13 protein-coding genes are annotated in these 11,718 nt (G+C 71.1%); 9 read left to right on the top strand and 4 right to left on the bottom strand.

Features of this window, described 5'->3' with window-relative positions:
- Positions 1-60 precede the first annotated feature (60 nt).
- On the top strand, positions 61-456 hold the full coding sequence (locus ACTJI8_RS07670; RefSeq protein ID WP_440732825.1) for a DUF4190 domain-containing protein: 396 nt from the start codon (positions 61-63) through the stop codon (positions 454-456).
- 61 nt (positions 457-517) lie between these two features.
- On the opposite strand, the gene ACTJI8_RS07665 is transcribed toward ACTJI8_RS07670, so the two are convergent.
- The 3 genes from ACTJI8_RS07665 to ACTJI8_RS07655 form a co-directional block, all read right to left on the bottom strand.
- Positions 518-1,189, bottom strand: coding sequence for a response regulator (locus ACTJI8_RS07665; RefSeq protein ID WP_440732824.1), 672 nt, complete (start codon positions 1,187-1,189; stop codon positions 518-520).
- Complete coding sequence (locus tag ACTJI8_RS07660) at positions 1,186-2,436, bottom strand: sensor histidine kinase (protein WP_440732823.1); 1,251 nt, start codon at positions 2,434-2,436, stop codon at positions 1,186-1,188. The genes ACTJI8_RS07665 and ACTJI8_RS07660 overlap by 4 nt, the downstream gene beginning before the upstream one ends.
- Positions 2,437-2,648: 212 nt before the next feature.
- The gene (locus ACTJI8_RS07655) at positions 2,649-2,927 is read right to left on the bottom strand and encodes a hypothetical protein (RefSeq protein WP_440732822.1); all 279 of its coding nucleotides are present in this window, start codon (positions 2,925-2,927) and stop codon (positions 2,649-2,651) included.
- A gap of 40 nt (positions 2,928-2,967) precedes the next feature.
- Between ACTJI8_RS07655 and ACTJI8_RS07650 the strand changes: the two genes are divergently transcribed.
- The 8 genes from ACTJI8_RS07650 (at position 2,968) to ACTJI8_RS07615 (ending at position 10,449) form a co-directional block, all read left to right on the top strand.
- Positions 2,968-3,933, top strand: a complete 966-nt coding sequence (locus tag ACTJI8_RS07650) for an AAA family ATPase (protein WP_440732821.1) — start codon at positions 2,968-2,970, stop codon at positions 3,931-3,933.
- A gap of 223 nt (positions 3,934-4,156) precedes the next feature.
- Positions 4,157-5,161 carry a DUF58 domain-containing protein gene (locus ACTJI8_RS07645; RefSeq protein ID WP_440732820.1) on the top strand — a complete coding sequence of 335 codons (1,005 nt, stop codon included), beginning with the start codon at positions 4,157-4,159 and terminating at the stop codon, positions 5,159-5,161.
- Positions 5,145-5,636 carry a hypothetical protein gene (locus tag ACTJI8_RS07640; protein WP_440732819.1) on the top strand — a complete coding sequence of 164 codons (492 nt, stop codon included), beginning with the start codon at positions 5,145-5,147 and terminating at the stop codon, positions 5,634-5,636. The genes ACTJI8_RS07645 and ACTJI8_RS07640 overlap by 17 nt, the downstream gene beginning before the upstream one ends.
- Entirely contained in the window at positions 5,627-6,613 is a 987-nt protein-coding gene (locus ACTJI8_RS07635; protein ID WP_440732818.1) for a vWA domain-containing protein, read from the top strand. The genes ACTJI8_RS07640 and ACTJI8_RS07635 overlap by 10 nt, the downstream gene beginning before the upstream one ends.
- Entirely contained in the window at positions 6,610-7,692 is a 1,083-nt protein-coding gene (locus ACTJI8_RS07630; RefSeq protein ID WP_440732817.1) for a vWA domain-containing protein, read from the top strand. The genes ACTJI8_RS07635 and ACTJI8_RS07630 overlap by 4 nt, the downstream gene beginning before the upstream one ends.
- A complete protein-coding gene (locus ACTJI8_RS07625; protein WP_440732816.1) occupies positions 7,689-8,519 on the top strand; it encodes a hypothetical protein in 831 nt (276 codons plus the stop codon). The genes ACTJI8_RS07630 and ACTJI8_RS07625 overlap by 4 nt, the downstream gene beginning before the upstream one ends.
- The gene (locus ACTJI8_RS07620) at positions 8,513-9,685 is read left to right on the top strand and encodes a hypothetical protein (protein WP_440732815.1); all 1,173 of its coding nucleotides are present in this window, start codon (positions 8,513-8,515) and stop codon (positions 9,683-9,685) included. Before ACTJI8_RS07625 ends, ACTJI8_RS07620 begins: the two co-directional genes overlap by 7 nt.
- Positions 9,686-9,714: 29 nt before the next feature.
- Positions 9,715-10,449: a Pr6Pr family membrane protein gene (locus tag ACTJI8_RS07615; protein ID WP_440732814.1), complete on the top strand. Its 735-nt coding sequence runs from the start codon at positions 9,715-9,717 to the stop codon at positions 10,447-10,449.
- Between the two features lie 145 nt (positions 10,450-10,594).
- Here ACTJI8_RS07615 and ACTJI8_RS07610 read toward each other — a convergent pair whose 3' ends face one another.
- Complete coding sequence (locus tag ACTJI8_RS07610; RefSeq protein WP_440732813.1) at positions 10,595-11,581, bottom strand: N-acetylglucosamine kinase; 987 nt, start codon at positions 11,579-11,581, stop codon at positions 10,595-10,597.
- Between the last annotated feature and the right edge of the window lie 137 nt (positions 11,582-11,718).

Here is an 11,718-nt window from a genome sequence, read left to right as displayed (position 1 = left end):
GACTCGACTGCGCTAGGAAAGGAGTCACGGCGCATCGCGTCGCACCGACCAGGGGGGATCATGACCTATCCGCAGGATCCGCAGCCCGGACCGCCCTATCAGTCCACGCCGCAGTATCAGCCCGCGCCGCCGTATCCGATGGTGCAGCACCCCGCGAACGGCCAGCCGTACTATCCGATGCCGGCCTACCTCGCGGCGCCGGAGCCCAAGGGCCTGAGCATCGCGTCCATGGTGCTGGCGCTCGTCTCGATCGTGTTCGGCTTCACGTTCCTCGTGCCGATCGCGGCGCTGATCCTGGGCATCGCCGGCCTGCGCAAGGAGCCGGCGGGCCGCGGAATGGCCGTGGCCGGCGTGATCATCTCGAGCCTGATCCTGCTGGTGTGGGCGCTGATCCTGATCCTGTTCCTCGTCGTCGGAATCTCCGTCTTCGGGGTCGCGGTCTCGCAGACGGGCTGATCCGGGGGCGACGTCGGCCGACTGGGCCGGTCTCAGCCGACGAGCGCCACGGTTGTCGGCATCAGCCGGCGGGCGCCACAAGGCCGGCGTCGTAGGCGAGGATCACGGCCTGCACGCGGTCGCGCAGCCCCAGCTTGGAGAAGATCCGGCTCACGTGCGTCTTGACGGTCTGCTCGGCGAGGAAGAGGTCGGCCGCGATCTCGCGGTTCGACTGCCCGCGCCCGATCAGCACGAGGATCTCGTGCTCCCGCTCGGTGAGCCCCTTCAGGCGCAGCTCGGCGTTGTTCGAGCGCGGACGGTTCTCGGCGAAGCGCTCCAGCAGGCGCCGGGTGATGCGCGGCGCGAGCAGGGCGTCGCCCGCCGCCACCACGCGCACCGCCTGCACGAGCTCCTCCGGCAGGGCGTCCTTGAGCAGGAACCCGCTGGCCCCGGCCTGCAGGGCCTCGTGCACGTATTCGTCGGCGTCGAACGTGGTGAGCACGAGCACGGCCGGCGGCGTGCGGCCGTCGCGCTCGGCGGCGGCGATGATCCGGCGCGTCGCCTCGATGCCGTCGAGGTTCGGCATCCGCACGTCCATGAGCACCACCTCGGGGCGCAGCCGGCGCGCCTCGTCGACGCCCTCCGCGCCGTCCGCGGCCTGCCCGATGACCTCCAGCCCGTCCTGCGCCTGCAGGATCGCGGCGAAGCCCGCCCGGAGCATGGCCTGGTCGTCCACGATGAGCACCGTCGTCATGCCTTCTCCTCCCGCGGGATGCGAACCTGCAGCACATACCCGCCATCGCCCGTGACGGCGGCGGCGACCGTGCCGCCCATCGCCTCGACCCGCTCGCGCATGCCGCGGAGGCCGTGCCCTCCGTCATCCGCACGCGGCGCGGCCGTTCGCGTCGGGGCGGCGTTGCGGATCCTGATCCCGCGCTCCGTCGGCGTCTCGGTCCAATCGATCTCCGTCGCCGCGCCCGGAGCATGCCGGGCGACGTTGCTCAGCCCCTCCTGCACCACGCGGTAGGCGGTGAGTCCCAGCAGCGGGTCGCTCCGCTCGGCGGGGGTGAGCTGCCAGGATCCGGTCTCCGCGACGGGTGCGAGGTCGTTCGCCCGGGCGACGAGCGCCGGGAGGTCGTCGAGCCCCGGCTGCGGCGCGTGGTCCGCCCCGCTCTCCTCATCGCGGAGCAGCCCGAGGATCACGCGCATCTCCCTCATCGCGGACCGCGCCGTGGCGGCGACCTCGTCGAACTCGGCGGCCGCCTCCGCGGGCAGATCCGGCATCCGGTACCGCGCGCTGGCCGCGCGCACCTGGATCGCGGACATGCCGTGCGCGACCACGTCGTGCAGTTCGCGGGCGATGCGCGCCTTGTCCTGCACGGCCTCGCGGCGGGCGAGTTCCGCGGCGGTGGCGGCGCGCTCGGTCCGCAGCTGGGCGCGCAGCAGCGACCAGTTGCGGATGCCGAGTCCGACGAGCACCGCGCCGAGTGTGACGGCGGCGAAGACGACGAGATTCGCGATCACCGGTCCGTCATCGGGCAGCGCGGGCGCGTCCACGGCGACCATGACCGAGGACAGCACGCTGAACGCCCATCCGGCGACAGGCAGCCACCAGCGCGCCCGCAGCGCGACGCCGACCCAGACCAGGGCGTACGCGACGATGGTCGACGCGGCGATCGGCCACGGCTGTCCCGGGGCGGCCACGGCGAGTCCGGACAGCGCATTGCCCGCGATCAGCGCGAGCACGGTCGCCCACGCCGGCGCGAACAGCGCGAGCACGATGGCCGCCGCCTGCACGAGCGACAGCAGCAGCGCCGCCGCGAGCGGGATCCGGTAGAGGGTGACGCTGAGCGAGGCGGAGACCGCGAGCTGTGCCAGCGCGCACGCGATCGCGACCGCCCAGATCGCGAGATTCGCGCGCCCCGGCGCCACGCGCAGCGGCAGGATCCCGAGGCGGCGAAACCCCGGACGCTGTGCGGCCTGCAGGTTCTCGACGGTCATGCTGCCCCCTCTCCACGGTCGCGTGCGGTCCGATCCACGCTACGACCTCCCACGCCCCCGCGCGTCACCCCGCAGTATCGACCTCGGCCCCCGCGTCGGTGTCGGTGTCGGCCCCGCGTCGGCGGGGGCGGGCGCTTCCGGCGTTCGCGGCGGGGAACCCGCGATGGGTAGTCCTCCCCATGCCGTCGGAGCTGCGCTGGAGACGCCGGCGGTTACGCTGGCAGAGGTGCGCGTCGCCGGATCGTGCACACGGGAACCAGGGGGAAGCCGCACGTGAGCCAGAACAACGACGCCACATCCTTCGCCGCGCAGACGCCGCCCCCGCCGGCCAGCACGGTCGCGCCGCCCCCCGTGATTCCGCCCGCGCCGCCCATGCCGCCCGCGCCGAGCATCCGGCGGGAGCAGCCGGTGGCGCCGGCTCCGCAGCCGGCGACGACCGCGCCCCCGGCAGCACCGGCCGCCGAGAGCCGCCCCAGGCCGGAAGCGCCCACCCCCGCCGCCGATGCGAAGCCCGCACCAACCGAGGCGGAGATGACGCGAGCGCGGCAGATCCTCGACATCGTCTCCCAGGCCTACTCCGCCCGCATGGTCGGCCAGGATCGCCTGCGCACCAGCCTGCTGCTGTCCCTCATGGCCGGCGGCCACATCCTGCTCGAGTCCGTTCCCGGCCTCGCCAAGACCACGGCCGCGAGCACCCTCGCCGACACGGTCAAGGCCGACTTCAAGCGCATCCAGTGCACGCCCGACCTGCTGCCGAGCGACATCACCGGCACGCAGATCTACGACGCGGCGAGCGGCACCTTCCGCACCGTGCTCGGCCCCGTGCACGCCAACTTCGTGCTGCTCGACGAGATCAACCGGTCGAGCGCGAAGACGCAGTCGGCGATGCTCGAGGCGATGCAGGAGCGGCAGACCACGATCGGCGGCGAGATCCACCGGGTCCCTCGTCCGTTCCTCGTGATCGCGACGCAGAATCCGATCGAGCAGGAGGGCACGTACGAGCTGCCCGAGGCGCAGATGGACCGCTTCCTGCTCAAGGAGATCGTCGAGTACCCGAGCCCGGCCGACGAGCTCGAGGTGCTCGCGCGCATCGACTCCGGAGCCCTGGATCCGGATCGGCATGCGACGACGACGATCTCGCTCGCCGACGTCGAGCAGCTGCAGGACATCTCCTCACGCGTCTACGTCGATCCGGCGATCCGCAACTACATCGTTTCCCTGGTCTACGTCACCCGGAACCCGGTGCCGTACATCGGCGAGACGCTCGGCGGCTACATCAAGTACGGTGCCAGCCCCCGCGGATCCATCGCCTTCCTGCAGGCGTCCCGCGCGCTCGCGCTGCTCGCCGGGCGCTCGTACGTGATCCCCGAGGACGTGCGGAACCTGCGCCACCTGGTGCTGCGCCACCGCGTGCTGCTGACGTTCGAGGCGGAGGCCGAGAACGTGCGCAGCGAAGACGTGATCGACGCCGTGTTCGGCGCCGTGCCGACCCCCTGATCATGGATCCGTTCGTCCGCGGCGCCCGTGTCGGAGATGGTTTTCGCATCTCCGAAGCCCTCGGCAGCGACGTTTTCCATCTCGACGACGTCAACCGTGCGACCAAGAGATGGATTTCGCTCCTCCCGAGCAACTCGGAGCGACATTTTCCATCTCCCACCGGGCGCTGACCCTACCGAAAAGCCGAACAAGCCGAGAAGCCGAAGGAACCGAGGATCCCGCCATGGCCAGCCTGCTGACGCCGGTGAAGGGCAAGCTCTTCATCGACTCGACGCGCAAGTCGACGCACGCGCTCGACGGCGCGTACGCGTCGCTGCTGCGCGGGCACAGCCTCGACTTCGACGACCTGCGCGCCTACGAGTACGGCGATCAGATCCGCGACATCGACTGGAAGGCCACGGCGCGGCTCGGATCCCCCGTCGTGCGACGGTCGCTCGCGACCCGCATGCACACCGTGCTCTTCGCCGTCGACACCGGCCTCGCGATGACCGCGCTCGCGCATGATGAGAAGCCGAAGAAGGATCTGGCGATCCTGACGGTCGGGGTGCTGGGGCTTCTCGCCCTCCGCCACGGCGACGACTTCTGCCTGGTCAGCGGAGATTCCGCCGGTGTCCGTCGTCGCGAGATCGGCCGCAGCGAGGCGGCGCTGGAGCACACCCTGCGCACGATCGATCACGCGGTCGACGCCGCGTCCGCGCCGAGCGACCGCGACGCGCTGCTGTCGTACATCGCTCGCACGATCGCGCGGCGCATGATCGTCGTCGTGGTCACCGACGACGCCCCGGTCTCCGACGAGACCGAGCGGCTGTTGCGGCGTCTGCGCGTGCAGCACGACGTGCTGTGGATCACGCTGCGCGACGCCGAGCCCGTGCTGGAGCACCTTCCGCGCTCGTCGAGTGCACACGCTCCCGCCGAACGCACACGCTCTTCGCGTCGAGAAGGTGTGCGTTCGGCGAGAGGACATGCTGTCGACGGCCGGGCGCCCGAGCCGGCCGTGCCGGCCCGTGCCCGCCGCGACGTCGCGACGCGCTGGGCGATCCCGGAGTTCCTGCAGGGCGACGCCGAGCTCGCCGCGGAACTGCACGCGGCGGATGCTGCCGATGCCGCGCACACCGAGGCGCTGCTGCGCCGGCTGGAGATCACGCACGTGCCGCTGGCCGAACAGGACGAAGCGGTCGGCGCGCTGCTGCGGATGCTGGATGCGAGGTCGCATGTCCGGCACGGATGAACTGTACCCGCCCGCCCAGTACGGGTGGGGCTGGGTCCTGCTCGCGATCGGCGTCCTCGCTCTGATCGCAGGGATCGCGTGGCTCGTCCTCGTGCTGACCCGCCCGCGCCGCGCGGTCGCGTTCGCCGCCGCGCCGGTCCCGATGCCGGCCTTCACCGCCGACGTCGCCACCGTGCTGCGGCAGGAGTACCTCGGCGCGATCGCGCAGGTCGAGGCCGACTACCGCGAAGGCCGCACCGACGCCCGCCGCGCCAACCTCGAGCTCAGCCGCGTGGTGCGCGGCTTCGTGAACGAGTACAGCGGCATCGAGGCGCTCGTGCTCGCGCTCGACGACCTCGTGCGGATGGGCGTGCACCCCGCGCTCATCGACGCGATCGGGCGCAACTACTACCCCAGCATCTTCCGCCGCACCGCTCCGGTCGACCCGCTCGTCGGCGCCGACGCCGCCCGGACGGTGGTGACGACGTGGTACTAGCGAACGTCTGGATCCTGTTCGCGGTCGTCGGCGCGCTGCTGGTGGCGATCGTGCTCGGCGTGCTGCTCGGACTGCGCCGCCGGGGCACCGGATCCGCGGAGCCCGGCGCCCCGATCGCCCGCGCCGAACGGATCCGCTCGCTCCCGGCGTTCCAGCGCGCGGTGCGCCGGCGCCAGGCGGCGCTCGCGGGCATCGTCGCGCTGGGCGTGCTCGCCGTGGTGCTCGGCGGCGTGGTCGCAGCCCGCCCGATCGCCCAGAAGACGATCCAACCGGTGTCCACGAACCGCGACATCATGCTGTGCCTGGACGTGTCCGGATCCATGACCGACGTCGACAAGGAGATCGTGTCGATCTTCGACAAGCTCGCCGACGGCTTCAAGGGCGAGCGCGTCGGGCTCACGATCTTCAACAGCTCCGCCGTGCAGGTCTTCCCCCTCACCGACGACTACAGGTTCATCCAGGAGCACCTGCGCAGTCTCATGAAGGGCTTCGACTACTCGACCGACATCCCCGAGCAGTGGGTCGGCACCATGAACGGCGTCGGCGCCTCGCTCATCGGCGACGGCCTGGCCTCGTGCGCCCTGCGCTTCGACCATGCCGACGAGCAGCGCGCCCGCTCGATCATCCTCGCGACCGACAACGAGCTGAACGGATCCCCGATCGTCAGCCTGCAGGAGGCCGCCGACTACGCCGCCTCGAAGAAGATCCGGATCTACACGATCAACCCGGTCGACGGCATCGACCAGCCCGACAGCAAGACCCTGTCCGATGCCGCCACGACGACGGGCGGCAAGGCCTACGCGCTGCGGGAGACCACGACGGTGGGCGACATCATCGGCCAGGTGCAGAAGCAGGAGGCGACCCAGCTCAAGGGACAGGCCACCGTGATCTGGACCGACGTGCCGCAGCTGTGGATCGCGGCGCTCATCGTGATCGCGCTCGGCTTCATCGTGCTGCTGTGGAGGGTGCGCCTGTGATCCTCCAGCCCGTCCTCGCACCGCTCCTGGTGATCCTGCTCGTGCTGCCCGTGCTGGCCGCGGCCGTGTGGATGCTCGTGCGGTCGCTGCGCCGCGCGTCGGGTAGCCCAGCGACCGGCGCCGGACCTGTGATCTGGGCGCTGCGCGTGGTGCTGGTGCTCGCCTGCGGGGTGCTGCTGCTGCGGCCCGGCGTGCCCGGCGGGCACGTGCGCACCCTCGCCTCCGCCACCGATGTCGTGATCGCGGTCGACACCACCGCGAGCATGGTCGCCGAGGACTGGGACGGCGCGAACAGCGGATCCGCCGGATCCGCCGGCAACACGCGCATGGCGGGCGTCCGCGAGGACGTGCGCCGCATCGCGGAGGCCTACCCCGGGGCGAGGTTCGCTCTCATCACGTTCGACGCGAACGCGGTGCTGCGCCTTCCACTCACCACCGACACCGGCGCACTCGTCTCCGCCGTCGAGGTGCTGCAGCCCGAGGTGACGCGGCAGTCGAAGGGCAGCTCGATCGGCATCGCGAACCAGCTGCTCACGCAGACGCTGCAGAACGCGCAGAAGGCCTCGCCGGATCGGGCGCGGATGGTGTTCTACCTCGGCGACGGCGAGCAGACCGTTTCCACCGAGCCCGAGCCGTTCGACAGCGCGAAGAAGCTGATCTCGGGAGGCGAGGTGCTCGGCTACGGCACCAGCCAGGGCGGACCCATGCGCGAGACGACGGGGGCGTTCGGCCCTTCGACAGGCTCAGGGACCGGTTCTGCCGGCGCCGGGCCGTACATCCAGTACCAGGGGTCCGACGCTCTCAGCCGCATCGATGAGAAGAACCTGCAGCGCATCGCGTCCGAGCTCGGCGTGACCTACGAGCACCGCACCGCCGACGCGAAGACCGTGCTTCCCCCCGCGCCGAAGTCGACCACCGCCTACCGCGAGGACGACCCGCTCACACAGCCCACCGATCTGAGCTGGATCGTGGCGCTCGTGGTCGCGGCGCTCCTGTGCGCCGAGATCGCCCGCGCGACGATGCTGATCGTGCGCATGCGCGGGCTCTCGGTCCGTCCGACGTCGGGAGGTGATTCATGACCACGGCGACCACCCCGGCCTCCGAGGCTGCCTTCGCGGCCCCCGAGCTCGAAGGGACCACTGCCGACGCCGCCGCGCACGCGCTGCTCGCCGCGAACCGGCGTCGCCGCGCCGCACGCCGCTGGATCGCCTGGTGCTCGCTGCCACTGCTGCTCGTCGCCGCCCTCTTCGTCGGCAAGCTGGTGAGCCTGTACGCCTTCGCCTACCAGTCGATCGTCACGTACGTCGCGGGCGACTACACCGGATCCGTGAGCGCCGCGGAGGGGCTGAACCCCGCGAACTGGTTCGAGCCGTACAAGGCGCCCTTCGATCAGGGCGTGGGCCTGGCCGAATCGGGGAAGCTCGCCGCCGGGCAGAAGAAGTTCGAGGAGTCGCTGAAGCTCGCGCACGGCCTCGAGGTGTGCGCGGTGCGGTTCAACCTCGCCCTCGTCCTCGAGCGTGAGGGCGACGCTGCCGCCGACAAGCAGGACCATGTCACCGCGCTGGAGCTCTACGCGCAGGCGCTGCAGGTGAACGCCGGCCGGCCGAAGGAGTGCGACAGCAAGCAGGCGCAGGAGCAGTCGCCGGATCCGCAGCGCGACATGAGCCAGTCCAACAAGGACCAGCAGGACCGCTTGGAGCAGAAGCAGCAGGACGAGCAGCAGAAGCAGCAGCAGTCTCCGGATCCGACGCAGGACCCGAAGCAGCCGCCGCAGCCGCAGACGCCCGATCCGGACAAACTCGACGAACTGCAGAAGAAGCTGCAGCAGGGCGAGCAGGACCGCCAGCAGAACCAGCAGGGCGGCACCGACGACGGCGGCAGCAGCGGGACGGACAAGCCATGGTAGAACGCAGCGACCCGCCCCGGTACGTGTCCGACTCCGCCGGCGCCCCGCCCGTGCCGCCGCCCGGTGGCTACCGTGGCGCCCGCCGTGCGCTGCTGGGCACGGCGGTGCCCCTGATGACTCCCCCGGCCTCTTTCCCTGGGTCGTCGAGCGAGGACGCCGCACGGTCGTTGCGCGAGGACGCCGCACGCGGCCGAGAAGAAACGCGGTACACCGCAGACCAAGGAGCGCCACCGAAGAAGCGGAGTCCGCTCGGCTGGATCGCGCTGTGCGCCGCGATCGCCTTCGCCGTGCTCATGCTGATTCTGATCGCGATCGGCGCCGCCGACGCGTTCTTCGGCGCGACCATGCTCGTGCTGCAGCTCGTGGTGCTGGGCCTCGCGATCGCCGCACTGGCGACGAAGGCGGGACGCGTGCTGGGCGCTGCCGCGCTCACGATCGCGCTGGTCCTGAACGTCGGCACGATGGGTGCGCTGAGCGTCGTCCGGGTCGCGGCGACCGGATCCTACGACGGGCACAAGACCGCCAAGCAGAAGCTCTGGGAGGCGTATCCGGGCATCAAGGACAAGGATTCGAGCACGTTCCTGCGGCAGCAGTCGCTCGAGGAGCTGCATGCGCTGGCCGACGAGACCATGGCGGATGTGCGCACGCAGTTGACGGCCGATTACGGGCTGCAGTGGGTGAAGTCCGCCGACGCGCAGGAGCGCCCGGAGCGCAACGGCTACGGCGGCGAGTCGATGCTGGTGCGCTTCACGTCGGACGTCTGGGCGACGACGACGCCGGTGACCGGCTACGCGCACAAGCTCGAGGTCATGCAGACGGTCGAGACGGTGATCGAGCAGCACGGCTGGCGCAGCATGGTCGCGTTCAACGACCCGGGCAGCGGTGTGGATCCGGCGATGATCTCGAAGATGTACGGCGGAGCGACCCCGGAGACGCAGGTCGACTGGGAGTGGTTCAGCGACGACGAACCGGATCCGGGCTGGTTCTACGCCGACATGACCGACCTCGCGAACGACACGACCGGCGAGTACCGCAAGTCCCGTGAGCAGACGGCGCAGCGCACCGGCGAGCCGCTCGAGGGCCTGCAGCTCGCGATCGTCGGCCGCTACATGCTCAGCGAGTCGAAGGTCGACGACTTCCAGAAGGCGCTCACGAAGTACCCGTGATCGCGGCTCCACGCCGCTATCGTCAGAGCATGCACACGTCCGCGCCGGAGCGCACAACGACCCGCCCTGCCTTCGCGATCGGCACGATGCCCTGGGCGATCGTGCGCCTGGTCGGAGCCGCCGCGATCCTCGCCGCGGTCGTGAACCAGCTCGCCGTGACGATGGGCAACGCGCTGCAGGCCACGACCCCCTACGCGTCGCACGTGCCGACCGTGGCAGCGAACTTCCTCAGCTTCTTCACGATCGAGTCGAACATCTGGTCCGCGGTCATGCTCGTGATCGTGGCGGTCTGGAGCCTGCGCTCCACCGGATCCGTCACCCCGGAGCCGCGCTGGATCGCGATCCTGCTCGCCTGCGGCTCGACCTACATGATCGTCACCGGCATCGTCTACAACACCCTGCTGCGCGGCATCGAGCTCCCGCAGGGTACGACGGTGGCCTGGGCCAACGAGATGATGCACGTGGTGGGGCCGCTGCTGATGCTGGCCGACGTTCTGTTCGCGCCGCGCCGCCGCTGCCTGGGCTGGGGCGTCGTCGCGATCACCGCGGTGTTCCCGATCGTGTGGGCCGCGTACACGCTGATCCGCGCGAACCTCATCATCAACCCGCGCACAGGCACCCGCGGCTGGTACCCGTACCCCTTCCTCGACCCGGCCAACGTCGGCGGTTACCTCGGCGTCGCCAGCTACATCGTGGGCATCGCCGTCGCGATCCTTGCCGTGGGCGCGGGCGTGGTCTGGGTGTCCCGCAAGCGCGGCGGCTGACCGGTCGGGCGCAGATCCTGACTGGTCAGGCACGGCGATGCGGCGTCCGTCGCTCAGTTCACGCCTGTGTGAGCGGCTGAAGTACGCGCATCAGGCCGAGGAAATCCGACTCGCGCTGGTGCGATGACGGTGTCGGTCGACGTGATCAGACGTCGATCCGGACCAGGCGGGAGCGGAGTGCACTGGCGTCCGCGACCGCGGGCAGCAGCGCCGCGCCGTCCAGCGGATCCGCGCTGCCGATGCGCACATCGGCGGAGGGGATCCGTCGGCGCACCGCCTCTTCGAACGCCGTCGCGAGCACGGTGGATCCCAGCACCCCGCCTATGGCGCGCACGGAAACCGGCACATCGGGATCCCTGAGCACACGCGCACCGTCGGCACCCCCGCGCACGGCATCGGCATCGGCATCGGCCCCACCGACTCGGCGCAGCCCGCTCACCACGGAGTGTGCGAGCTCCTCGGCCGCGGCCCGGGAGATCCCGATCGCCACCGGATCCCCGTCCGCCGCCGCTTCCGCCACCGGCCGCGCATACGCTGCGATCCGCCGCACGCGCCCCGGATCCGCTTGCAGCTGCAGGTACGTCTCCTCCAGCACCGGGAACTCGGCACGCACCGCGGCGCTGAGCTCGGTGCGCGGGCCCCGTCCGTCGTTCGCTCGCAGCACGGCGTCGAGTGCAGCCCGTCCGATCCAGTAGCCGCTTCCGGCATCGCCGAGCAGGTGCCCCCACCCGTCGACACGGGCGACCTCGGTGCGCCCGACCGCCAGCGTCACCACGCCGGTGCCTGCGGCGACCACGGCACCCTGGCCGTCGCCGAGCGCGCCGAGGAAGGCGGTGATCGAGTCGTGCGCGATGATCAGCGACCCCGCACCGAGCCTCGCCACGAGTTCGCGCAGCTCGACCGCTTCCATACCGTCGTCGCCGAGACCCGAGGCGCCGATGCCGACGGCGTCCGCAGCGAGACCGCGCCCGACCGCGCTGCGGAGCACCTCAGCCAGCTGCGGCGGCAAGGGCTGGTCGGTGCGGAGCGCCGGGGTCGTCCACTCGGTCGCCACGCCGGACGCGAGATGGCGCACCTTGATGCTGCTCTGGCCCGCATCGATCGCGAGCACGGAAGGGGAGCTGGCGGTCATCGTCGGGAGGGTCCTTCTGATCAATAGGTTGTCGATGAGTTCGGGCGGGCGGGTTGGGCAGGTCGAGCGCGCTCGGGCGATCGTCAGGTCCGGCGACTCCTGCGCCGCCCGCAGCGACGCTTTCCATCTCGTTCGGA

Origin of the sequence: Microbacterium sp. 22303 (genome assembly GCF_052045265.1) — a bacterium.
Lineage (GTDB): Bacteria > Actinomycetota > Actinomycetes > Actinomycetales > Microbacteriaceae > Microbacterium.
Note: the sequence above shows the minus strand (reverse complement) of the source record. Positions and strands in the feature narration are given on the sequence as shown.

Excerpts from the sequence above, each read along its gene's own strand:
- ACTJI8_RS07650 (WP_440732821.1), top strand. The coding sequence starts at position 2,968 with ATGACGCGAGCGCGGCAGATCCTCGACATCGTCTCCCAGGCCTACTCC.
- ACTJI8_RS07665 (WP_440732824.1), bottom strand. The coding sequence starts at position 1,189 with ATGACGACGGTGCTCATCGTGGACGACCAGGCCATGCTCCGGGCGGGC.
- ACTJI8_RS07610 (WP_440732813.1), bottom strand. The coding sequence starts at position 11,581 with ATGACCGCCAGCTCCCCTTCCGTGCTCGCGATCGATGCGGGCCAGAGC.
- ACTJI8_RS07670 (WP_440732825.1), top strand. The coding sequence starts at position 61 with ATGACCTATCCGCAGGATCCGCAGCCCGGACCGCCCTATCAGTCCACG.
- ACTJI8_RS07660 (WP_440732823.1), bottom strand. The coding sequence starts at position 2,436 with ATGACCGTCGAGAACCTGCAGGCCGCACAGCGTCCGGGGTTTCGCCGC.
- ACTJI8_RS07620 (WP_440732815.1), top strand. The coding sequence starts at position 8,513 with ATGGTAGAACGCAGCGACCCGCCCCGGTACGTGTCCGACTCCGCCGGC.
- ACTJI8_RS07615 (WP_440732814.1), top strand. The coding sequence starts at position 9,715 with ATGCACACGTCCGCGCCGGAGCGCACAACGACCCGCCCTGCCTTCGCG.
- ACTJI8_RS07640 (WP_440732819.1), top strand. The coding sequence starts at position 5,145 with ATGTCCGGCACGGATGAACTGTACCCGCCCGCCCAGTACGGGTGGGGC.
- ACTJI8_RS07645 (WP_440732820.1), top strand. The coding sequence starts at position 4,157 with ATGGCCAGCCTGCTGACGCCGGTGAAGGGCAAGCTCTTCATCGACTCG.
- ACTJI8_RS07625 (WP_440732816.1), top strand. The coding sequence starts at position 7,689 with ATGACCACGGCGACCACCCCGGCCTCCGAGGCTGCCTTCGCGGCCCCC.